Annotated in this window: 20 protein-coding genes; 12 read left to right on the top strand and 8 right to left on the bottom strand. The window is 66.4% G+C overall.

The window, feature by feature from the left end:
* The first annotated feature begins 33 nt into the window (after nucleotides 1-33).
* The 3 genes from EV663_RS08855 (at nucleotide 34) to ileS (ending at nucleotide 6,014) form a co-directional block, all read left to right on the top strand.
* A complete protein-coding gene (locus EV663_RS08855) occupies nucleotides 34-1,458 on the top strand; it encodes a YcjX family GTP-binding protein (RefSeq protein ID WP_132951433.1) in 1,425 nt (474 codons plus the stop codon).
* Nucleotides 1,459-1,760: 302 nt separating this feature from the next.
* Nucleotides 1,761-2,747 carry a YcjF family protein gene (locus tag EV663_RS08850; protein ID WP_132951524.1) on the top strand — a complete coding sequence of 329 codons (987 nt, stop codon included), beginning with the start codon at nucleotides 1,761-1,763 and terminating at the stop codon, nucleotides 2,745-2,747.
* 195 nt (nucleotides 2,748-2,942) lie between these two features.
* On the top strand, nucleotides 2,943-6,014 hold the full coding sequence (gene ileS / locus EV663_RS08845) for an isoleucine--tRNA ligase (RefSeq protein WP_132951432.1): 3,072 nt from the start codon (nucleotides 2,943-2,945) through the stop codon (nucleotides 6,012-6,014).
* A gap of 207 nt (nucleotides 6,015-6,221) precedes the next feature.
* On the opposite strand, the gene EV663_RS08840 is transcribed toward ileS, so the two are convergent.
* Genes EV663_RS08840 through fsa form a run of 3 tightly spaced genes read right to left on the bottom strand, consistent with a single transcriptional unit; the run spans nucleotide 6,222 to nucleotide 8,555 of the window.
* Nucleotides 6,222-7,145: a tyrosine recombinase XerC gene (locus tag EV663_RS08840; RefSeq protein WP_132951431.1), complete on the bottom strand. Its 924-nt coding sequence runs from the start codon at nucleotides 7,143-7,145 to the stop codon at nucleotides 6,222-6,224.
* Nucleotides 7,142-7,855, bottom strand: a complete 714-nt coding sequence (locus EV663_RS08835; RefSeq protein WP_132951430.1) for a DUF484 family protein — start codon at nucleotides 7,853-7,855, stop codon at nucleotides 7,142-7,144. Before EV663_RS08835 ends, EV663_RS08840 begins: the two co-directional genes overlap by 4 nt.
* 46 nt (nucleotides 7,856-7,901) lie before the next feature.
* Nucleotides 7,902-8,555 carry a fructose-6-phosphate aldolase gene (gene fsa, locus EV663_RS08830; protein ID WP_132951429.1) on the bottom strand — a complete coding sequence of 218 codons (654 nt, stop codon included), beginning with the start codon at nucleotides 8,553-8,555 and terminating at the stop codon, nucleotides 7,902-7,904.
* An 84-nt stretch (nucleotides 8,556-8,639) separates the two neighbouring features.
* Between fsa and EV663_RS08825 the strand changes: the two genes are divergently transcribed.
* Nucleotides 8,640-10,832 carry a primosomal protein N' gene (locus EV663_RS08825; protein WP_132951428.1) on the top strand — a complete coding sequence of 731 codons (2,193 nt, stop codon included), beginning with the start codon at nucleotides 8,640-8,642 and terminating at the stop codon, nucleotides 10,830-10,832.
* 97 nt (nucleotides 10,833-10,929) lie between these two features.
* Nucleotides 10,930-11,121 carry a hypothetical protein gene (locus EV663_RS08820; RefSeq protein WP_132951427.1) on the top strand — a complete coding sequence of 64 codons (192 nt, stop codon included), beginning with the start codon at nucleotides 10,930-10,932 and terminating at the stop codon, nucleotides 11,119-11,121.
* A 15-nt stretch (nucleotides 11,122-11,136) separates the two neighbouring features.
* Here the strand turns inward: EV663_RS08820 and EV663_RS08815 are convergent, their stop codons facing one another.
* On the bottom strand, nucleotides 11,137-12,201 hold the full coding sequence (locus EV663_RS08815; RefSeq protein WP_132951426.1) for a YeeE/YedE family protein: 1,065 nt from the start codon (nucleotides 12,199-12,201) through the stop codon (nucleotides 11,137-11,139).
* Between the two features lie 127 nt (nucleotides 12,202-12,328).
* Between EV663_RS08815 and EV663_RS08810 the strand changes: the two genes are divergently transcribed.
* The 7 genes from EV663_RS08810 to ruvB all read left to right on the top strand — a co-directional run bounded on the left by EV663_RS08810 (nucleotide 12,329) and on the right by ruvB (nucleotide 18,139).
* Nucleotides 12,329-13,561: an MFS transporter gene (locus EV663_RS08810; protein ID WP_207904411.1), complete on the top strand. Its 1,233-nt coding sequence runs from the start codon at nucleotides 12,329-12,331 to the stop codon at nucleotides 13,559-13,561.
* A 72-nt stretch (nucleotides 13,562-13,633) separates the two neighbouring features.
* Nucleotides 13,634-14,284 (top strand): peptide-methionine (S)-S-oxide reductase MsrA, encoded by a 651-nt coding sequence (gene msrA, locus EV663_RS08805; RefSeq protein WP_132951425.1) that lies wholly within the window; start codon nucleotides 13,634-13,636, stop codon nucleotides 14,282-14,284.
* 63 nt (nucleotides 14,285-14,347) lie between these two features.
* Nucleotides 14,348-15,220 (top strand): 50S ribosomal protein L11 methyltransferase, encoded by an 873-nt coding sequence (locus EV663_RS08800; RefSeq protein WP_132951424.1) that lies wholly within the window; start codon nucleotides 14,348-14,350, stop codon nucleotides 15,218-15,220.
* A gap of 64 nt (nucleotides 15,221-15,284) precedes the next feature.
* Nucleotides 15,285-15,641, top strand: a complete 357-nt coding sequence (locus tag EV663_RS08795; RefSeq protein WP_132951423.1) for a hypothetical protein — start codon at nucleotides 15,285-15,287, stop codon at nucleotides 15,639-15,641.
* Nucleotides 15,642-15,771: 130 nt separating this feature from the next.
* Nucleotides 15,772-16,278 (top strand): crossover junction endodeoxyribonuclease RuvC, encoded by a 507-nt coding sequence (gene ruvC, locus EV663_RS08790; protein ID WP_132951422.1) that lies wholly within the window; start codon nucleotides 15,772-15,774, stop codon nucleotides 16,276-16,278.
* Nucleotides 16,275-16,946, top strand: coding sequence for a Holliday junction branch migration protein RuvA (ruvA, locus tag EV663_RS08785; RefSeq protein WP_132951421.1), 672 nt, complete (start codon nucleotides 16,275-16,277; stop codon nucleotides 16,944-16,946). Before ruvC ends, ruvA begins: the two co-directional genes overlap by 4 nt.
* A gap of 164 nt (nucleotides 16,947-17,110) precedes the next feature.
* Complete coding sequence (gene ruvB / locus EV663_RS08780; protein ID WP_132951420.1) at nucleotides 17,111-18,139, top strand: Holliday junction branch migration DNA helicase RuvB; 1,029 nt, start codon at nucleotides 17,111-17,113, stop codon at nucleotides 18,137-18,139.
* Between the two features lie 6 nt (nucleotides 18,140-18,145).
* Here ruvB and dtd read toward each other — a convergent pair whose 3' ends face one another.
* The 4 genes from dtd to EV663_RS08760 all read right to left on the bottom strand — a co-directional run bounded on the left by dtd (nucleotide 18,146) and on the right by EV663_RS08760 (nucleotide 21,850).
* Nucleotides 18,146-18,583, bottom strand: a complete 438-nt coding sequence (gene dtd, locus EV663_RS08775) for a D-aminoacyl-tRNA deacylase (protein ID WP_132951419.1) — start codon at nucleotides 18,581-18,583, stop codon at nucleotides 18,146-18,148.
* On the bottom strand, nucleotides 18,580-19,503 hold the full coding sequence (locus EV663_RS08770) for a carbohydrate kinase family protein (RefSeq protein ID WP_132951418.1): 924 nt from the start codon (nucleotides 19,501-19,503) through the stop codon (nucleotides 18,580-18,582). The genes dtd and EV663_RS08770 overlap by 4 nt, the downstream gene beginning before the upstream one ends.
* A gap of 116 nt (nucleotides 19,504-19,619) precedes the next feature.
* The gene (locus EV663_RS08765) at nucleotides 19,620-20,708 is read right to left on the bottom strand and encodes a TFIIB-type zinc finger domain-containing protein (protein ID WP_132951417.1); all 1,089 of its coding nucleotides are present in this window, start codon (nucleotides 20,706-20,708) and stop codon (nucleotides 19,620-19,622) included.
* 44 nt (nucleotides 20,709-20,752) lie between these two features.
* On the bottom strand, nucleotides 20,753-21,850 hold the full coding sequence (locus tag EV663_RS08760; protein ID WP_132951416.1) for an SPFH domain-containing protein: 1,098 nt from the start codon (nucleotides 21,848-21,850) through the stop codon (nucleotides 20,753-20,755).
* Between the last annotated feature and the right edge of the window lie 4 nt (nucleotides 21,851-21,854).

The raw sequence follows: 21,854 nt of genomic DNA, 5'->3' as shown, positions 1-21,854 counted from the left end.
GTGCTTAACTGTCAGGCAGGCTTGCGAGGGGACATGGTTCGTATCGGTGATATCGCAGACGGGATCGGTCGGGGCGTTGAAACCTTTTCGGCCAACCTGTCGGAGACCTTTTTCGAGCCGGTGATCCGGTTGGGGGTCACGGGGCTGTCGCGGGCGGGCAAGACCGTTTTCATTACCTCGCTGGTGGCCAACCTCATGGAACGCGGACGGATGCCGCAATTGCGTGCGGCGGCCTCGGGCGCGATCACGGCGGCCTATCTGCGGCCCCAGCCCGATGACACGATCGCGCGGTTCGATTTCGAAACCCACCTTTCCGCGCTGACCGGACAGGCGCCGCACTGGCCGCAATCGACGCGCGCCGTGTCAGAGTTGCGGCTGTCGCTCAAGGTGCGGTCCTCGGGCCTGTTGGGGGCGGTGACCGGGCCGCGCACGGTGCATATCGACATCGTGGATTATCCGGGAGAGTGGATTCTCGACCTGGCGCTCCTGGACAAGACCTATGCCACCTGGTCGGGCGACATGCTGGCGCGGATGGCCCAACGGCCGGGGGGCGACGGGTTCCGCGTTATGCTGGCGGAAACCGACCCGGCCGCCCCCCTTGACGAGCCGCAGGCGCAGGCCCTGACCGGTGCCTATACCGAGGCGCTGAAAGAGGCGCGGCTTGCGGGTTTTTCGGATTGTTCGCCTGGGCGTTTCCTGTTGCCCGGCGAATTGGAAGGCTCTCCGGTGCTGACCTTCGTGCCGCTTCCCGAACCGCGGGGCGCCACGCCGCGCGGCAGCCTCTGGCGCGAAATGGATCGCCGCTTCGAGGCATACAAGCGCGAGGTCGTGAAACCCTTTTTCCGTGACCATTTTTCAAGAATCGATCGGCAGGTGGTACTGGTGGATGCGCTGGGCGCGATCCATGCCGGCCCCCGTGCGGTCGAGGACATGCGCCTTGCGATGACGGAAATGTTGGGGGCGTTTCGGCCTGGTCGCAACCCGTGGCTTGGTGCGCTGCTGGGCGGAAAGCGGGTGGAAAAGATCCTCTTTGCCGCCACCAAGGCCGATCACCTGCACCATACACAGCATGCCCGCCTGACCGCGATCATGCAGGAGCTGATGCGCGATGCCCGCCGCCGCGCCGATTTCGCGGGGGCCGACACCGCGGCCATGTCCATCGCCGCGCTGCGCGCCACCGTCGAGGAAATGCGCACCTACGAGGGCGAAGACCTGGCCTGCGTTCGCGGAACGCTGCTGGAAACGGGGCGCCAGGCGGCGCTTTACCCCGGCGAATTGCCCCAGGATCCTGCCGTTTTGCTGGACCCGGCGCGCGCGGGCGCCGATGCCTGGCTGGAGGCCGATTACAACATCATGCACTTTGCGCCCGCCGGGCTGACACTGCGCCCGGGCGAAGGTCCGCCGCATATCCGGCTGGACAAGGCGGCCGAGTTCCTGTTCGGGGACCGGCTGCGATGACCCGGCGGCCCATTCTCTTTGATCTTGGTGGCGAGGGCGAGGAACGCGGCCAGGACAAGCCCGCCGATAATGGACAGGCCGAACGCGATCGTGCCGAACGAGAGAGGATCGCAGGGGAACGCGCCGAACGGGAACGCGCCCAGCGTGAACAGGCCGAACGGGAACCGGCAGAGGCCGCGAACCCGGCCAAGGGCCTGGTCCCTGCGCCGCAGGATGCCCCTCGCGCGCGACCACAGGCCGCCCAGCCGAAAACGGGCGCCCGGCCCCGACCTTCCCCCCGGCTGTTCGATGCCGAAAAAGCGATGCCCGGCTCGGCGACGGAGCCTCTGACGCCCGCCACCGCCCCCCCGGTTCCCGACCTGGGTGCGGACGGGGCGCCAGGCCCCGAGGGACGCGCGATGCAGACGCTTGCCATGTTGGCCGCGCGCCGTTCCTCGCGCCTGTCACGCTTTTTCTGGACCGCGCTGGGCGGGTTATTGGCCTTTATCGTCTCTGTTGCGGCGTGGGATTTCGTCACTGGCCTGTTACAGCGCAGCGCGGCGCTGGGTGGGGTCGCGCTGATCCTTCTGGGGGTGGTCGCGCTTGCGCTGCTGCTGGTTATCCTGCGCGAACTGGCAACGTTTTCACGCTTGCGCCGTCTCGACGCGCTGCACCAGCAGGCCAATGCCGCCATTGCCGCGCAGGATCTCGAACAGGCCCGCGCGGTATTCGACCGCCTGATGCGGTTCTATGCCCAACGCGATGACACGGCCTGGGGGCGCGACCGCCTCGCGGAACGGCGCGACGAGGTCATGGATGCCGATGGCCTGTTGACCATGCTGGAACGGGAATTGCTGGCTCCGCTGGACGGTGCCGCCACCCGCGAGGTGGAACTTGCCGCGCGCACCGTGGCCGCGGTTACCGCGCTGGTGCCGATCACCTTGGCCGACATGATCGCGGCGCTGTCGGCCAACCTGCGAATGATCCGCCGCATCGCCGAAATATATGGCGGGCGCGGGGGGCTGCTGGGCAGTATCCGGCTGGCCCGCGCGGTTCTGACCCACCTGGTCGCCACCGGGATCGTTGCGGTGGGCGACGACATGATTTCATCCATCGCCGGGGGGGGCGTGCTGGCCCGTGTCTCGCGCCGATTCGGCGAGGGTGTGGTCAATGGCGCGCTGACCGCCCGCGTGGGCGTGGCCGCGATGGAGGTTTGCCGTCCGTTGCCCTTCCGAGCGTTGACGCGCCCCTCGGTCGGGGCGCTGGTCAAACGGGCGCTGGCCGGTGTGTTCGACAGGTCGGACGGTTGATGCCGCGGCGCGGCGTCCCTTTACGCCGCGCCGCGGCCGGCCTATACAACGCCCATGATGCTTGGCCAGACGCCCATCCGTCGAATTACCGGCCCGGCGCTCTGAGACCAGAGTCGCCGGGACAAGGCGCTTGACCTGTCGCGCCGCCCCTTTCAAGACATTGCCCGAGACCCTGTATCCCGAGGACCAAGTCCCATGTGTGCCGAGACGCCCGACTATAAAGACACCCTGTTCCTGCCCGAAACCGAGTTTCCCATGCGCGCGGGCCTGCCCGCCCGCGAACCCGGCTGGCTGGAACGGTGGAACCGGATCGGCATCTATGACCGCCTGCGCGAGAAACCGGGCCGCCCGCCCTTCATCCTGCATGACGGCCCGCCCTACGCCAACGGGCACCTGCATATCGGCCACGCGCTGAACAAGATCCTCAAGGATTTCATCGTGCGCTCGCAGCAGATGATGGGCAAGGATGCCCGCTATGTCCCCGGCTGGGACTGCCACGGCCTGCCGATCGAGTGGAAGATCGAGGAGCAATACCGCGCCAAGGGGCTGGACAAGGACGAGGTCGACGTCGTCGATTTCCGCCAGGAATGCCGCCGCTTCGCCGAGGGCTGGATCGACATCCAGCGCGACGAGTTCCGGCGCCTGGGCATCACCGGCAACTGGGCCGATCCGTATCTGACGATGGACTACCACGCGGAATCCGTCATCGCGCAGGAATTCATGAAATTCCTGATGAACGGCACGCTCTACCAGGGATCCAAACCCGTGATGTGGTCGCCGGTGGAAAAGACCGCGCTGGCCGAGGCCGAGGTCGAATACCACGACCACCAGAGCCACACGATCTGGGTGAAGTTCCCCATAATAGGGTATTCTGATCCCGCTTTTGATGCTGACTGGATCGCGCTTCAGGCTCACCCAAACTACCGTTCTGAGGATGTTGGATCCTTCCCTTCGGATCGTCGCGTCGAATTGACTGTCGAGGTAATGAAGGCTCGGAACGCAGAATGGCAGGACGAGGTTAGACGGATTTTGGCCGATAACCCTGACTACTTCTCGCTTAAGGATGCAAAGGTCGTCATCTGGACCACCACGCCATGGACCATCCCGCAGAACCGCGCGGTCTGCTTCGGCCCCGACATCGCCTATGGCCTCTACCGCGTGACCGAGGCGCCCGAGGGCAGCACGGCCAAGCCCGGCGAAGCCGTGATCCTCGCCGATGCGCTGGCCGAAAGCGTCGCCGCCGCCGCCAGGGGCGCCACGCTGGAACGGGTCCGCGATGTGAGTGCCGAGGAACTCGGCGCGCTGACGCTGGCCCACCCCTTCCGTGGCATCGAGGGCGGCAACGGCGAATGGGACTTCGACGTTCCCATGCTGCCCGGCGACCACGTCACCGACGACGCGGGCACCGGCTTCGTCCACACCGCGCCCAGCCATGGCGACGACGACTACCAGATCGGCCTGAAATACGGCCTGCCGATGACCTACAACGTGCTGGAAGACGGGTCCTTCCGCCCCGACCTGCCGATCTTCGGGGGCCAGCACATCCTGACTTCCGAGGGCAAGGAAGGCCCCGCCAATGTCTCGGTCATCAAGCAACTGGCCTATGCCGGGGCCCTGCTGGCCAAGGGCAAGCTGAAACACAGCTATCCCCATAGCTGGCGCTCCAAGGCGCCCCTGATCTACCGCAACACCCCGCAATGGTTCGCCGCCATCGACCACAAGCTCGACGATGGCATGGGCACCTATGGCGACACGATCCGCAGCCGTGCGCTGACCTCCATCGACCAGTTGGTGAAATGGACGCCCCAGACGGGCCGCAACCGGCTTTACTCGATGATCGAGGCCCGCCCCGACTGGGTGCTCTCGCGCCAGCGCGCCTGGGGCGTGCCGCTGACCTGCTTCGTGAAAAAGGGCGCGCAGCCGACCGACCCCGACTTCCTGCTGCGCGATCCGGCCGTCAACGCTCGCATCGCCGCCGCGTTCGAGGCGGAAGGCGCCGATGCTTGGTACAAACCGGGCGCCAAGGAACGCTTCCTCGGCGACGATCACAACGCGGACGATTACGACCAGGTGTTCGACGTGCTCGACGTGTGGTTCGATTCCGGCTCCACCCACGCCTTCGTCCTGCGCGACCGCGCCGATGGGTCCGACGACGGCCTCGCCGACCTGTATCTTGAGGGCACAGACCAGCACCGCGGCTGGTTCCATTCCTCGATGCTCCAGGCCTGCGGCACCATCGGGCGGGCCCCCTATCGCGGCGTGCTGACCCACGGCTTCACGCTCGACGAGAAGGGCAACAAGATGTCCAAGTCCTTGGGCAACACCGTCGCGCCCGAGGAAGTGGTCAAGCAATACGGCGCCGACATCCTGCGCCTCTGGGTGGCGCAGTCCGACTATACCGCCGACCTGCGCATCGGCCCGGAAATCCTGAAGGGCGTGGCCGACAGCTATCGCCGCCTGCGCAACACCATGCGGTTCCTGCTGGGCAACCTCGCGGGCTTCTCGGATGCCGAACGCGTCGACCCCGCCGACATGCCGGAACTCGAACGCTGGGTGCTGCATCGCCTCGCGGAACTGGATGACACCGTGCGCCAGGGCTTCGATGCCTACGATTTCCAGGGCGTGTTCCAGGCGCTGTTCAACTTCTGCACGGTGGATCTCTCGTCCTTCTATTTCGACATCCGCAAGGACGCGCTCTATTGCGACGGCCCCGACTCGATCCGCCGCAAATCCGCCCGCACCGTGCTCGATATCCTGTTCCACCGGCTGACCACCTGGCTCGCCCCGATCCTGGTGTTCACGATGGAGGATGTCTGGCTCGACCGCTTCCCGGGCGAGGACAGCTCCGTCCACCTCCAGGACATCCCCGAAACCCCGCAGGCCTGGCGCGATGACGCGCTGGCCGCGAAATGGGCGGGCCTGCGCCGGGTCCGCCGCGTGGTTACCGCCGCCCTCGAAATCCAGCGCCGCGACAAGGTGATCGGCGCCAGCCTCGAGGCCGCCCCGGTGGTCCATGTCCGCGACAAGGATGTCCTGGCCGCGCTCAAAACCGTTGATTTCGCCGATATCTGCATCACCTCCGCGATCCAGTTCACCGGCGATCCCAGCCCGAACGAGGCCTTCCGCCTTCCGGAAGTGGATGGCGTCGGCGTGGTCTTCGAAAAGGCCGACGGGCAGAAATGCGGCCGCTGCTGGAAAATCCTGCCCGATGTGGGCAGCCATGCCCATGCCGAGACCTGCGCGCGATGCAACGCTGCCCTGGGCTGAGGTGATCGCGGCGGTCCCTGTCTTTCGTGCCTGACGGTCGCGCCGGGGCTGTCATCGGTCCGAAGGGAACCCTGATCGATGCGGATCGGGCGCGCGGTGGCTGTCGTCTTCGCTCGCGTTGATCTTCTTCTTGGCACAAATACCCAAGAAAAAAATCTTCTCGAAGATTTTTCCAACCCAAGGGTTTTTCCAAAAACCCTTGGGTCCTCATGCCTTGGGATGCGCGGCCTCGTAGACCTCCATCAAACGCGCGGTATCCACGGCCGTATAGGCCTGTGTCGTCGACAGCGAGGCATGGCCCAACAATTCCTGTATCGCGCGCAGATCGCCGCCCGCGTTCAGCAGGTGAGTGGCAAAGCTGTGGCGCAGGGCGTGCGGCGTGGCCGTGGACGGCAGGCCCAGCCGGGCGCGCGTCTGTTCCATTGCCCGCGCGATCAGGCGCGGGTTCAGCGCGCCCCCGCGAACGCCGCGAAACAAAGGCTCCTCGGGGGACAGATCGTGCGGGCAAAGGGCCGTGTAGGCGTTTACCGCGTCACGGGCGGGGGCGATGACCGGCACGATCCGCTCTTTGTCCCCCTTGCCCCGGATGCGCAGCACCTCGCCCAGCGGCGCGTCGGCCCCCGACAGGGACAGCGCCTCGGAAATCCGCAGCCCGCAACCGTAAAGCAGGGTTACCACCGCCGCATCGCGGGCGGCCACCCATGGGACGCTGGCGCTCTCGCCCACGCGGTCCAGGACCGCGCATGCGGCGTCCTCGGCCAGTGGGCGGGGCAGCTTGCGCGGGAATTTCGGTGCCCTGGCCGACAACACCGCAGTCGGTTCGAACCCCTGCTGCCGGCCCAGCCAGCGGTAAAAGCTCTTGACCGAGGACAGCGCCCGCGCCAGCGACCGCGGCGCGACCCCGCGGCTGCGCTCATGCGCCATCCAGGCCCGGATGTCGCGCAGATCTACCCGCGCCAGCCTGGCCAGCCCGGCCGGTTCGCCGTGATAGCCGGCCAGGAACGCCAGGAAACCCTGCACATCCGCAACATAGGCCTTCAAGGTGTTGTTCGAGGCCCCGTTCAGCGCGCGCAGCTCGTCCTGCCAGCGCGCCAGCGCATCCCGCGCGCCGGGACAAAGATCCAGGCTCATGCCAGCCAGCGGCGCATCACCCGTTCGAACACGCCCCCGAAAAAAGCCAGCAGGTCGGTGCCTTGTCCGGGGGCAAACTGGTGGGGGTCTTCCGATCCCAGCGCCAGCATCCCCGGCAGCCGACCTGTTCCCAGGTCCAGGCGCAGCAGCGCCTCGGAACGCAGATCGCCGGATTTGTCCCCGTAGAGTTCCTCGCCGCCCGGCACGCCCTGGCGCAGCGTCACGGGGCGCGCCGCGGCATCGCGCCCATGTGGCCCGCCGGCATACTCGTCGACAAAGCCGGGCCGGGCGACATGCACCATATCGCCCAGCGCACCCAGCGCCTCGCCCTGGGCATTGCGCGCCGATTCCAGCACCAGCCGGACGCAATCGACGCGCAGGATCGTGGCGACGTCCTTCGACAGGCCGGACAGGAAGCTTTCGAAATCGACCGGGTCCAGCAGGCGAAGCACCGCGCGGTGGATCTGGTTGGTGCCAGCAAGATTGTCATAGGCCGCCGCGATAACCGAACGGTGAGTTTCCTCAAGCCTGTCCAGCCTTGCCTCGAGTCGTTCCATCGCGATGCCACGAAGGTCGACGATATTGGCGCCCAGCGCCTTTTCATTCGCCGCGACCAGCGCGCGCATCACGTCGGGGTCGTCAAGGATCATTTCAGGATCGGCGATGATCCTTGCGCGAAGATCCTCCGCGATTGCCGGAATGCTGCCCATCTGCCCCTCGTGGTATTTGGTCATTTGCCGCCAGATTACCCGAAATCTATAGGATTTTCTGCCCCGTTTTTTCCCAATCCGCCATGAAGATGGCCAACCCCTTGTCGGTCAGGGGGTGGGCGGCCATCTGCTTGATGACGGCGGGGGGCGCGGTCACGACATCGGCACCGATCTTCGCGGCCTCGGTGATGTGGTTGACCGACCGGATCGAGGCCGCCAGTATCTCGGTCCCGAAGCCATAGTTGTCATAGATCGCGCGGATGTCGGCGATCAGTTGCAGGCCATCCAGGTTGATGTCGTCCAGACGCCCGAGAAACGGCGAGACAAAGCTTGCCCCGGCCTTGGCCGCCAGGATCGCCTGCGCGGCAGAGAAACAGAGTGTGACATTGACCTTGTGGCCCTCGCCCGACAGCGCCTTGCAGGCTTTCAGCCCCTCCCAGGTCAGCGGCACCTTGATCGCGATGTTAGGGGCGATCCGCGCCAGTTCGCGGCCCTCCGCGATCATCGCGGGGGCGTCTGGCGCCACGACCTCGGCCGAGACCGGACCCTCGACGATGGCACAGATCTCGCGTGTGACCTCAAGGATATCGCGTCCCGATTTCATGATGAGCGAGGGGTTTGTGGTCACCCCGTCGGCCATGCCCAGGTCGGCAAGTTCGCGGATCGCGTCCACATCGGCGGTATCGACGAAGAATTTCATGGGGCCCTCACGCCTTGCTGCGTTCTGTCGCACCCGGTCTAGCCGATATGCTGCACCGCCGAAAGCCCTGGCAGGAGGGCGGGCATGACAGGTGCGGAATTTGCCCGGGGCGCGCGCATCGCGGTGCTGACGGCACAGCCGCTTGGCCGCCCGTTCGATTATCATGCGCCCGAGGGGGGCTGTTCGACAGGCGAGTTCGTCGAAGTGCCCCTGGGCCCGCGCAAGGTTCTTGGCGTGGTTTGGGGGGCGGGGGCTGGCGACGTGGATGCGGGCCGGCTGCGCGCGGTCATCCGCGTGCTGGACGCCGCCCCGATGCGTGACGAGATGCGCCTCTTTCTGGAACGCGCGGCCGATTACACCCTGACGCCCCTGCCGGCGATGCTGCGGCTGGCCACCCGTGCGCCCGGTCTTGGCGATCCGCCCTCGATGCGGCGGTTGTATCGCCGGGGGGCGGGGGGACCCGACCGCATGACCTCCGCCCGCGCCCGCGTGCTGGAGGTGCTGGAGAGCTATGGCGGCCTGGCCTTCACGCTGGGGGAACTGGCTGAACAGGCGGGCGTGTCGCCCTCGGTCGTCAAGGGGCTGATCCCTTCGGGCGCGGTGCTGGAAGAGGACGCCCCCCGCGACCAGCCCTATCCCCGTCTCGACCCGGCGCGGGGAGGCGTGAGCCTGGCCGAGGACCAGGCACGCGCCGCGGCGCGGCTGCGCGCCGGCGTGGCGGGCGGGTCCTATGGCACGACGCTTCTCAAGGGGGTGACCGGGTCGGGCAAGACCGAGGTCTACCTTGAGGCCGTGGCCGAGTGCCTGTCAGGTGGACGCCAGGCGCTGGTTCTTTTGCCCGAGATCGCCCTGACCGCCGAGTTTCTGACCCGGGTCGAGCGCCGTTTCGGTGCGCGGCCCGCCGAATGGCATTCCGGCATGACCATGGCCGAGCGGCGGCGTCTCTGGCGCATGGTCGGACGGGGCGGTGCGCAACTGGTGGTGGGTGCGCGATCAGCCCTGTTCCTGCCGTTTCGCGACCTGGGCCTGATCGTCGTGGATGAGGAACACGACAGCTCCTACAAGCAGGAAGAGGGCGTTCTCTACAACGCCCGCGACATGGCCGTGCTGCGCGCCTCGCTGGCTTCGGCGCAGGTCGTTCTGGCCTCTGCCACGCCCAGCCTTGAAAGCTGGGCCAATGCAGAGGCGGGCAAATACACGCGCCTCGATCTGACATCGCGGTTTGGCGAGGCCGGCCTGCCCGAGATGCGCGCCATCGACATGCGGTCCGAAACGCTGCCCGCCAGTCACTGGATTTCACCTACGCTTGAGGCCGCGATGCGCGCAAGGCTGGCCGCCGGCCAACAGGCGCTGTTGTTTCTCAATCGCCGTGGCTATGCGCCGGTCACGGTCTGCCGGGCCTGCGGCCATCAGATCGGCTGCGCGCATTGCGACGCGCGGATGGTCGAACACCGGTTTCTGAAACGGCTGGTCTGCCATCAATGCGGCGAAACCAGGCCGATGCCCGAAGCCTGCCCGTCCTGCCATGTCGAGGGAAAGCTGGCCGCGGTTGGCCCTGGCGTGGAACGGCTTGCCGAGGAAACCGCCGAACGTTTTCCCGATGCGCGGGTTGCGGTGCTGTCCTCGGACCTGTTTGCCACGGCCCGCGCGTTGAAGGCCCAGATTGATGCCATCGCGGCGGGCGAGGCCGATATCATCATCGGCACGCAACTGGTGGCCAAGGGGCACAACTTTCCGCTGTTGACACTGGTTGGCGTGATCGACGCTGATCTCGGGTTGCAAGGGTCCGACCTGCGCGCGGCCGAGCGCACCTTTCAATTGATGCGGCAGGTGGCGGGCCGTGCGGGGCGCGGGGCGCAAAAGGGTCTGGCGCTGTTGCAGACCTTTCAGCCCGAGCACCCGGTGATCCGCGCGATCCTGACCGGCGACGAGGAAGGTTTCTGGCGGGCCGAGGCGGCAGAGCGGCGCGCGGCAGGCGTGCCGCCCTACGGGCGGATGGCGGGGATCGTGATTTCCGCGCCCGAGGCAAAAGCGGCCTTTGACCTGGGCACCATGCTGGCGCGCAATGACGGGCCGCTCAGGCGGATCGGCGCGCAGGTGTTTGGCCCTGCGCCTGCCCCGATTGCCCGCGTGCGCGGACGCCACCGGGTACGATTGTTGATCAAGGCGGAAAAGGGCGCCCCGCTTCAGGTGGCGATTTCCGACTGGCTGGCGCCGGTAAAACTGCCCGCGCAGTTGCGCCTTGCGGTGGATATCGACCCGCAAAGTTTCCTGTGACGCCCGTAGGCAGGGGATATGATCACGAAGCTGTGAGCCGCATGGCAGAACCACAAGGCGCCCTCGGGCGTATCCGACCCCAAAGGGAGGATACAGCATGACCCATCGTGAATTGTCCCGCCGTCTGATCGCCATCGCTCGTCACCAAGGCGATCCGACCAACCCGCTTGCGACCGCGCGCCGCCGGGGCTGGATCGATGCGCAGGGTCAGCCGACCCGTGACGGGCGTGCCCTTGTGGCCGCGATGCTGGGCCAGCGCGGGGCACGCGCGCATCTGCGGCTGGTCTGACGGGTGCTGGGGGGATCAGGCCGTGCGCGCCGCGCCGCGGTTCTGGTCCACCAGGTAATCGGTCGCCATGCCGCCGACCCACATCGCGGCCAGCGCAGCCCACATCGTGCCGGCAAAGATCGACCCGCCGGTGACCCCCGCCCCGATCGAGCAGCCCCCGGCCAGCATCCCGCCGAAGCCCATCAGCGCGGCGCCGATCATCGCCTTGCGCATGTTCACTTCGCTTTCGAAGCCCTGCAATCGCAGGTCTCGCGCGATCCAGGCGGCCAGGAACGAGCCGAGGAACACGCCGGGCACCAGGCCGATGTCGAAATGCAGGATCGCGGGTCGTTCGAGGAAGAACATCAGCGTGTTGGCCGAGGGGCCGGTGAAGGTCAGGCTTTCGATCTGGACCGGGTCGAAGCTGACCTCGGACAGGCCGAAGGTCAGAACCCAGCCCACCGCCACCGAAAACCCGACGCCCGCGCCGAAGACCAGTTTGCGGATCGAGATGCGGTTGCGATAGGCCATCCATAATGCGATCGCGGCACAGAAAATCCCTAGCAGCAGTCCCGATATATCCGGCAGCCCTGCCGCGTCGATCAGGTTCACGTTGCGCCCGCCCGGCGTGATCCACAGCGCAGCCAGCTTGTCGCGCAGCGGTGACAGCCAGCCATGCAGGCTCATCTGTGCAAGCACCGCAAAGATCAGCCCCGACACGACCGAGCGCAGGTTGCCCGTGGCCGCCAATACCAGCAGCCGCCCCGGACAGCCGCGTGCCAGCACCATGCCTGCGCCGAAGATCAGCCCGCCGATGATTGCCCCCGACCATGATCCGGGCACGGCCATCATCCGCGCATCTTCTGTGCGCATCAAGCCGGCCAGGTCTGCCGCCTGGACCCAGACCAGCGCGGTGGAAAAGCACAACAGCCAAACCGCCACCGGGTCGCCTAACCGGCCGCGGGCGAATTCGATCGTCGCCGCGCGCAGGCAGAAACTGGAACGCTGTGCCGCAACGCCAAAGATCATGCCGGTGATCAGGCCGAAAATCGCCGCGGTCGGCGCCTCGCCGATGCGTTCCACGAGGGCTAGGATATCCATGCGCAGGTCTCCCGGTCTGCGAATTTCATTGGCTTTGCAACAAGGGCGGGGGCGGTGCCTTGATTCAGATCAGGCGATGCGCTCATTTGCGCTCGCCCGCCGAGAGGTTTGGGCGTAAAGGGCAGGAATGATGCACCTGGTCCGCCTGTCCGAGGCCGGTACGCTGCCGTTATGGCGTCGCCCGGTCAGCCTGTTGTTCGTGATGGCCTTTGCCATGCCGGTGGCCTTTGCTACCTGGTCGGCGCTGTTGAACAATTTCGTCATAGAGGTTGCCGATTTCGACGGGGTCGATATCGGCTGGCTGCACACGGTGCGCGAGATACCTGGTTTCCTGGCCATCGGGGTAATCGCGCTGATCATGGTGATCCGCGAACAGGTGCTGGGCGTGGTGGCGTTGATGCTGCTGGGGGCGGCGACGGCCGTGACCGCGTGGTTCCCGTCGCTGGGCGGGCTTCTGACCGTCACGATGCTCAGCTCCATCGGGTTTCACTATTACGAGACGGTGAACCAGTCGCTGCAATTGCAGTGGATCGACAAGGATCGTGCGCCGCAAACGCTGGGCTGGCTGGTGGCGGCGGGTTCGGCGGCCTCGCTGGTCGCCTATGGTCTGCTCGTGGTCACATGGAAGGCGTTCGATCTGTCCTATGCCTTTGTCTACCTGACCGCGGGCGGGTTCACCGCCGCGGTGGCCCTGTTCTGCCTGCTGGCTTATCCCCAGTTCGAGGCGCCCAATCCACAGGTGAAACGGCTGATCCTGCGCCGCCGTTACTGGCTGTATTACCTTTTGCAATTCATGTCGGGCGCGCGGCGGCAGATTTTTGTCGTGTTCGCCGCCTTCATGATGGTCGAACGCTTCGGTTTCGAGGTGCACGAGGTCACCGCGCTGTTCCTGATCAACTTTCTCGCCAATATGGCCTTTGCGCCGCTGATGGGGCGGGCCGTGGCGAAATGGGGGGAACGGCGCGCGCTGGCCTTTGAGTATGTCGGGCTGATCGCGGTATTCCTGGCTTATGGCGGGATTTATTATTTCGGCTGGGGCGTGGCGTTGGCCGCGGCGCTTTACGTGATCGACCACCTGTTCTTTGCGCTTGCCTTCGCGCTCAAGACCTATTTCCAGAAAATCGCCGATCCGGGCGACATCGCGCCCACCGCCGCCGTGGCCTTTACCATCAACCATATCGCGGCCGTGTTCCTGCCCGCCGCGCTGGGCTATCTCTGGGTTACCTCGCCGGGCGGTGTTTTTGCCTTGGCCGCGGGCATGGCGGCGATGTCGCTGATCCTGGCGCTGATGATTCCGCGCCATCCCGAACCTGGCAATGAAACGGTGTTCTCGGCTCTGGTTGCCACCCCGGCGGAATAGGCGCGCACAGCCTGTGGGCCTTTCGTCCGGGCACGCTATATCCCGGAACAGCCAGAGTTTGCAGGAGACGCCATGTTTTCGCTTTTCAGCCGCAAGACCGACATGATCAGCCCGACCGAAGCCTTGCCAGGGCGCCGCGACCCTATCGCGACCGCCGAGACACATTTCGTCTTTCACCGTCCGCTCAAGGCCCCCGTTCCCGAGGGCATGCAAGAGGCGATCTTCGGCATGGGCTGTTTCTGGGGCGTGGAACGGATGTTCTGGCAACTGCCCGGTGTGTGGATGACGGCGGCTGGCTATGCGGCGGGCTTTACCCCCAACCCCAGCTATGAAGAGGTCTGCACCGGCCGCACGGGCCATAACGAGGTGGTGCGCGTGGTCTACGACCCGGCCGTTATTTCCTACGACGAGTTGCTGCGCACCTTCTGGGAGGGGCACGACCCGACCCAGGGCATGCGCCAGGGCAATGACCGGGGTACACAGTACCGATCGGGTATCTACACCTTTGGCGAGCCGCAGCGCCAGGTCGCCGAGGCCAGCCGTGAGCTGTATGCCGCGCGCCTGCGTGCGGCCGGCCATGGCGCGATCACCACCGAAATCCTGCCCGCGCCGCATTTCTACTACGCCGAGGGCTATCACCAGCAATACCTAGCCAAGAATCCGGGCGGCTATTGTGGTCTGGGCGGCACCGGGGTTGTGTGCCCCATCGGTACCGGGGCCTGAGCGCGCTTGACGGTGGGCAGGGTGGGGTCTATCGCGGCCCCGAACCCAGCGAAAGGATGCCCCATGCCCACCTTTACCGCCCTGACCACGCTGACCGGCAAGGACCAGGCCGAGGCGCTGGCCGCCGCGATGGAACAACTCGATCCCGAACCGACCGGCGTGGGCGTCTTCGAGATCGAGGATGGCTCTGGCCTCTGGGAAGTCGGCGGCTATTTTACCGAAACGCCCGACGCGGCGGGACTGGCGTTGTTGGCGGCGATGCATGGCGCGCGCGATTTCACCGTTTCGCAATTGCCGGAAACGGATTGGGTCGCAAAAGTGCGCCGGGAACTTGCCCCGGTCGAGGCGGGGCGCTTCTTCGTTTATGGCAGCCATGATGCCGACAAGCTGCCCGAGGACAGGATCGGCCTGTTGATCGAGGCATCGATGGCCTTTGGGACCGGTCATCACGGCACCACCCAGGGGTGTTTGCGGGCGCTGGACCGGCTGGCGGTGCAGGGCATCCGTCCCCGCGCAGTTGCCGATATAGGCTGTGGTACGGCGGTTCTGGCCATGGCGGCGGCGCATTTGTGGGATGTCCCCATTCTGGCCTCCGATATCGATCCTGTTGCCGTCGAGGTGGCCGAGGCGAATGTCGTGGCCAATGGCCTGGCGGGGCGAGTCCGCTGTCTTGAGGCCACGGGCCTTGACCATCCAGATCTTGCCGCGGCCGCGCCGTTTGACCTGATCTTTGCCAATATCCTCAAGGCCCCCTTGATCGCACTTGCCGCCGACATGGCCGCGGCCCTGTCATCGGGGGGTATTGCCATCCTGTCTGGCCTTCTGAACGAACAGGCCGACGAGGTCTGCGCCGCTTATGCCGAACATGGCCTCACCGTTCACGCCGCCGAGGAAATCGGCGACTGGACAACTCTTTGTCTACGAAAAACTGCCTGAGTGGTCATATTTCTGCCCTGATTTCATCGCATTGTGGCCACGGTGGGGCACAAGGGAGCGTGCCATGTACGATCCGCAGATGCGAGAATTTCACGGCCGCCTTGCGCGGCTTGACCGGATGCACCGGCGCGGTTTCGGCTTCGAGGCGCCGGGCACGATCGGCCGGTCCTGCTACACGCGCCGAAATCGCGCGCGCTTGCCGATCCTTCGTCCGTTGATCGTGGTCGCGGCTTCGGTGCTGGTCATCAAGGCGCTGATCCTGTCACAGGTCGGGGCGCTGGATTACAACGACCGCCTGGCGCGGGCCGCTGACGGGTCGTTGGTCGAACGTGCCGGGGCTTACGTGATGCAGGTCGATCCCCTCACCGCATGGCTGGGCGACGCATTGCGTGAGATGGTCCCGGCCCGGGGGCGGGGCTGAAAGAACCAACATTTTCGTTCCCGGAACATGGCGGGCCCGCCTTGCCCCCCCGGATGCGCCGCATTCCTGCTGGCCGATGTTCTCTTTTCGTGCTAACCGCTGAAACAGACGGAGTGATCGGGGCGCGAGGATGCGTGTTTTGGGGATCGATCCCGGCCTGCGTACCACCGGCTGGGGCGTGATCGAGGCAACGGGCAGCAGGCTGACCCATGTCGCCAACGGGCTGTGCCCGTCAGGCGAGGGGGCACTGGCGGCGCGGCTGTTGTCCCTGCACGATCAGTTGACCGACATCGTTTTGCGGTTCGCCCCGGACACGGCCGCGGTCGAACAGACCTTCGTCAATCGCGATGCCGCGGGCACGCTCAAACTCGGACAGGCGCGCGGTATCGCGCTTCTGGTGCCGGCGCGGGCGGGCCTGGAGGTGGGCGAATACGCGCCGAACGCGGTGAAAAAGACCGTTGTGGGCGTGGGACATGCCGACAAGCGGCAGATCGATCACATGGTGCGGCTGCAATTTCCCGGCGTGGCGATCGCCGGCGCGGATGCCGCCGACGCGCTTGCGGTGGCGCTTTGCCATGCCCATCACATGCAGACCGGCGGGCGGCTGGCCGCGGCGCTGGCCCGGGCTGGCGCATGATCGGGCGGCTGGCGGGACGCCTTGTTCATCGCGGGACCGACCGGGTCATGATCGACGTGGGCGGGGTCGGCTACGAGGTCCACGTCTCCGAGCGCACGCTGGCCAGCCTGCCGGGGCCGGGCGAGGCCGTGGCGCTTTACACCGAGTTGCTGGTGCGCGAAGACCTGCTGCAACTTTTCGGGTTCCCGACACTGCTCGAACGCGAATGGCACCGCTTGCTGGTCGGTGTCCAGGGGATCGGGGCCAAGGCGTCGATGGCCATCCTCGGCACGCTGGGCCCAGAGGGGGTCAGTCGTGCGATCGCGCTGGGCGACTGGGGCGCCATCAAGGCCGCCCCGGGCATCGGTCCCAAGATCGCGCAGCGCGTGGTGAACGAACTGCGCGACAAGGCGCCCGGGGTGATGGCATTGGGCGGCAGCCTGCAAGAGGCGACCGGGATCTCAACCGTCGACATGGCGCCCCCGCCCAATCCTGTCGGCCCCGCGCCCGGGCAGCGCCCCCCTTCTGCGGCTTCGGCACAGGCCGAGGCGCTGTCGGCGCTGGGCAACCTTGGCTATGCCCCCTCCGAAGCCGCGCAGGCCGTGGCCCAGGCTGCGGGTGCGGCGCCGCAGGCCGATACGCCCGCGCTGATCCGCGCGGCGCTTAAACTGCTCGCGCCGAAAGGATAGCGAATGCGCCTCATCGTCGAGATGGGCGGCATGGGCCGCAAAAAAACGCCTTCGGCGAGGATATTTGGATCAAAGCAGGTTCGAATGCTTTGGGAAAAATATCCCCGGGGGTGCGGGGGCAGGCAGCCCCCGCTGCGCGGGCAACCATGCGCGGGGAGTTGCGAATGACCACGCCAGACCCCACCCTGCGCCCCGAGGCCCAGCCCGAGGATGCCGACCGCGCCCTGCGCCCCCAGCATCTGGGCGATTTCATCGGCCAGGCCGAGGCCCGCGCCAACCTGCGCGTCTTTATCGAAAGTGCACGGCGCCGGGGCGAGGCGATGGACCACGCGCTGTTCCATGGCCCGCCGGGCCTCGGCAAGACCACGCTGGCGCAGATCATGGCGCGGGAACTTGGCGTCAATTTCCGCATGACCTCGGGGCCGGTTCTGGCCAAGGCGGGCGACCTGGCCGCGATCCTGACCAACCTTGAGGCGCGCGATGTCCTGTTCATCGACGAGATCCACCGCCTCAGCCCCGTGGTCGAGGAGGTGCTGTACCCGGCGATGGAGGATTTCGAGCTGGACCTGGTGATCGGCGAAGGCCCGGCCGCGCGCACCGTGCGCATCGAGTTGCAGCCCTTCACGCTGGTCGGCGCGACCACCCGGCTGGGCCTGTTGACCACGCCGTTGCGCGACCGCTTCGGTATTCCGGTGCGGTTGCAATTCTACACGGCCGGGGAACTGGAACAGATCGTTGGCCGTGGCGCGCGGCTGATGGGGGTGCCGGCCGATTCCGAGGGCCTGCGCGAGATCGCGCGCCGGGCGCGCGGCACGCCGCGTATCGCGGGGCGCCTGCTGCGCCGGGTGATGGATTTCGCGCTGATCGAGGGCGAGGGGCGGATCACCCGCGCCGTGGCCGATCACGCCCTGACCCGGATGGAAGTGGACGCTTTGGGGCTGGATGGTGCCGACCGGCGTTACCTGCGCCTGATCGCTGACAATTACGGCGGCGGCCCGGTCGGAATCGAAACGATCAGCGCGGCGCTGTCGGAATCCCGCGACGCGCTGGAAGAGGTGATCGAGCCCTACTTGCTGCAACAGGGCCTGATCCAGCGCACCCCGCGCGGGCGGATGCTGGCGGCCAAGGCCTGGGCGCATCTTGGCCTGCCCGCGCCCCGGACGCCGGGGCAGGGCGGCCTGTTCGAGGATTGAGGCGCCTCATGCCTCGATCCAGATCGTCACCGGCCCGTCATTGACCAGCGACACTTTCATATCAGCCCCGAACCGTCCGGTGGCGACCGCGATGCCCTGTGCGCGCAGCGCTTGCGCGAAATGTTCGTACAGGCGCTCTGCCTCGGCCGGGGGGGCAGCGGCCGAAAAGCCGGGCCGGTTGCCGCGTGCTGTATCGGCGGCCAGCGTGAACTGGCTGATCACCAGCGCGGCGCCGTGGGTGTCCAGAATCGACAGGTTCATCTTGTCATCTGCATCCCTGAAGATGCGCATCCTCGCGATCCTGCCAGCCAGCTTTTCCGCCTGTGCCGTTCCGTCGCCCGCCATCGCGCAGACCAGGATCATCAGCCCCGGCCCGATTTCGCCCAACGATGCGCCGTCAACCCGGACCGCGGCCTCGCTGACACGTTGAACCAGGGCCCTCATGCCAGCTCCCCTGCCCAGGGCGGGTTTGCGCCCGCGCGTGTGACGGTGGCGGCCGCGGCACGCGCCGCGAGGTCAAGCGCATTTTCCAGGGTCGTGGCGGACAGCCATGGGATCGCGGTCTTGTTCAGCTTGCCCCCCTCTTGCAGTGCGGCCAGGATTCCGGCGTTGAAGGTGTCGCCCGCCCCGACGGTATCGACCAGCTCGACCTGTGGGGCCGCGATATGGGCTTCTGCCGCCTTGCCAAAGGCGCTGGCCCCTGCCGAACCGCGTGTCACCAGCACCAGTCGCGGCCCCCGCGCCAGCAGTCTTTGCGCCAGTTCTGCCGCCTCGCCCTGACCTTCCAGCCAGTGCAGGTCTTCATCCGACATCTTGACGATATCGGCCGCGGCGATCATCCGCGCGATACGGGCGCGATAACGGGTCTCGTCGACGATGAAGCCCGGCCGGATATTGGGGTCGAGCATTGTCACCCGCGCCTCTTGCGCGCGCGCAAACAGCGCCTCGAAGGCGTTGCCACAGGGTTCGGTCACCAGCGAGATCCCACCGCAGAACACCGCCTCTACCGCGTCGGGTAACATCGGCAGGTCGGTATCTGTCAGCATGCGACCCGCGGTATTCTCGTCGTGAAACTCATAGCGCGCCTGCCCGTCCGTCAGCGTGACGAAGGCCAGCGTTGAAGGGCGTGCCGAGCGGGGGCAAAGCGTGATGTCGACCCCCGATCCGGTCAAGGTCTGCTCTTGCAACGCGCCGAACATGCCGGTGGACAGACCGGCCAGCAACCCCGCCCGCGCCCCGAGCCGCCCCAGCGCGACGGCCGTATTGAAGACCGCGCCACCGGGATGCGGGGTAAAGGCGGGTGCGCCCTCGGCCGTCTTGCACGGCAGCATGTCCACCAGGGCTTCGCCCGCGCAAAGGATCATCTGGCCTACTCCCGATTGCCCGTTTCGCATCTTGCCGCTCGGGCCTGTTGCCTTGGCATGATTGCCCCCTGAAAGGCGGGGGTGCAACCTGTGCCGGGTTGTGTGACCGTGTTCGCTCAGCCCTGCCAGAACGCTGCGAGATAGCCGAGACCGGCCGCCAGCAGCACGGCCAGCGCGATTTTCCACGCTGACCAGGGCCGTTCGCCCCTTACCCGTCCGGTCTGGCCGTTCACGACAAAGCGGTAGGTCTTGCCGCGATACTTGTAGGCGGCCGTCCATACCGGAAGCAGCACATGCTTGAAGGTCACGCCGCGGACCTGGGTGTCCAGGGTTTCGATCCGCTGCCGGTCGCCGCCGATGTCAAGGCGCACGTCGTGCCGGATTGCCCGGTCCATCCTGGCGCGCGCCTCGTCATAGCCCTCGGAGAGGTCCATCGTGTAGCCCTCGGCGCGAAAGCCGGCCAGGTATTCGGGGTGGTAGGGGCGCAGCGCCGAAAGATTCCACGGCTCCAGCGCGTCGGTATAGGATTTGGGAAGGCTTGTCGCGGCCAGCACCAGAATATCGTCGAAGAACCGGGCTACATGGCCCGAAACCGGGGTCCAGCGGATTTTTTGTGCCCTTACGGTCCGGGGTTGACCGTTGCGGGGCACCCGGTTGTTCTCACGCACTACCATGCCGCGCGCGCCGGAATAGCGGCTTTGGGTGTCGGCGTCGAAGGTCCAGTAAGGGACATAGACGCCCTGCATCCGGCGGCCCTTGCGGGCATGGTTCCGCAGCCCGTTCGGGGCGAACCACAGCCCGCCCAGCCAGTCGGTCATTGCCTTTTGGGCCTCGCGTTCCTCCAGGGCAAAAGGGATCACGGCGCGGGGCTTGATCAGGCGTTGGGGGCCGGTATCGGTCACCATGGGCGTGGCGCAGAACGGGCATTCGCCGGCATGGGCCCCAAGGTCGAGTTCCAGCTCGGCGCCGCAATTGGGGCATTTCAGGCGGTCGATATTTTCGGCCTCGGCCTGCGGTGTCTTGGCGTTCAGCGCGGCCAGAAAGTCATTTTCGGCAATCCCATCGGGGCCGGGGCCGTCATCGTCGATCTTGGCACTCTGCCCGCAATGGTCGCAAACCAGCCGTCCCTCTGACGGAGAAAAGCGGAAATCCGCCCCGCATTGGTCGCAGGGAAAACGGTGTTCGGATCGGGATGAGCGGGGCATCAGGACCGCCTTTTCCGCCAAAGTTCAGGACCGGGCCGCGCAGGTCAGACACCCGGTGGCGGGGGCGGGGGCGCGACGGTGAAAAGCTGGGCCAGCTCGCGCACGTCCTCGGCGCGCAGCCAGCCGTCCTGGCCGGGCGTCCAGACATGGGTTTCGCGTCTCAGGCTGCCATCGGCGGCCATTCGGCCCATTGTGGCGCGGCTGAAGGGCCCCCGTGTCTGACCGTTCTCGGCGATGTGCCAGACATGTTCGACCGGTGGGGGCGGGGGCTGAACCGGTGCAGGGATGGCGCCCCAAGGCCCCATCTGCGCCCCGATCGCCATCCCCATGCCCGCGCCAAGACCGGCGGCCATGCCGCCCCCGGCAGGGGCCTGCGCGGCGCTCGTCATGGCCTCGGCGGCGGAATAACGCGTGAACTGTCCCAGATCGCCTGCCAGCCCCAGCGAGGTGCGCTTGTCCAGCGCCTTTTCGACGGGGTGAGGCAACGAGATGTTCTCGATATAGAATTCCGGCATCGCGAGGCCGTAACCGGCCAGCGTCTTAGAGACCTCCGCCGCGACCAGGCGCCCCAAGTCGTCGGTATTGGCGGCCATGTCCAGCACCGGGATTCCCGCGCCCGCGATAACGCGGGAAAATTCCTGCACGATTATGTTGCGGATCTGATAGCTGATCTCGTCCATCGTGAATTCGCCGTCGGTGCCGACGATTTCCACCAGGAAGCGCGCCGGGTCCGTCACCCGTACCGAATAGGTGCCATAGGCGCGGATGCGGGTGGGGCCGAATTCGGGATCGCGCAGGATCACCGGGTTCTTGGTGCCCCATTTCAGATCGTGGAACCGCGTGGTGTTGACGAAATAGATCTCGGACTTGAACGGCGATCTGAACCCGTGATCCCAGTGTTGCAAGGTGGTCAGCACCGGCATGTTGTTGGTTTCCAGCATGTAAAGACCGGGGGTAAAGACGTCGGCCAATTGACCCTCGTGGACAAAGACGGCGGCCTGGCCCTCGCGCACGGTCAGCTTGGCGCCATACTTGATCTCGTGGTCTTCGCGCTCGAAGCGCCAGACCATCGTGTCGCGGGTGTCGTCGGTCCAGTGGATGACGTCGATGAATTCACCGGAGAGAAAGTCGAAAATACCCATGGGT

This window comes from Rhodovulum bhavnagarense, assembly GCF_004343505.1.
In the GTDB taxonomy this organism is placed as follows: Bacteria; Pseudomonadota; Alphaproteobacteria; order Rhodobacterales; family Rhodobacteraceae; genus Rhodovulum; species Rhodovulum bhavnagarense.
The sequence above is the reverse complement of the archived record's forward strand: the minus strand, read 5'-3'. Positions and strand labels throughout refer to the sequence as shown.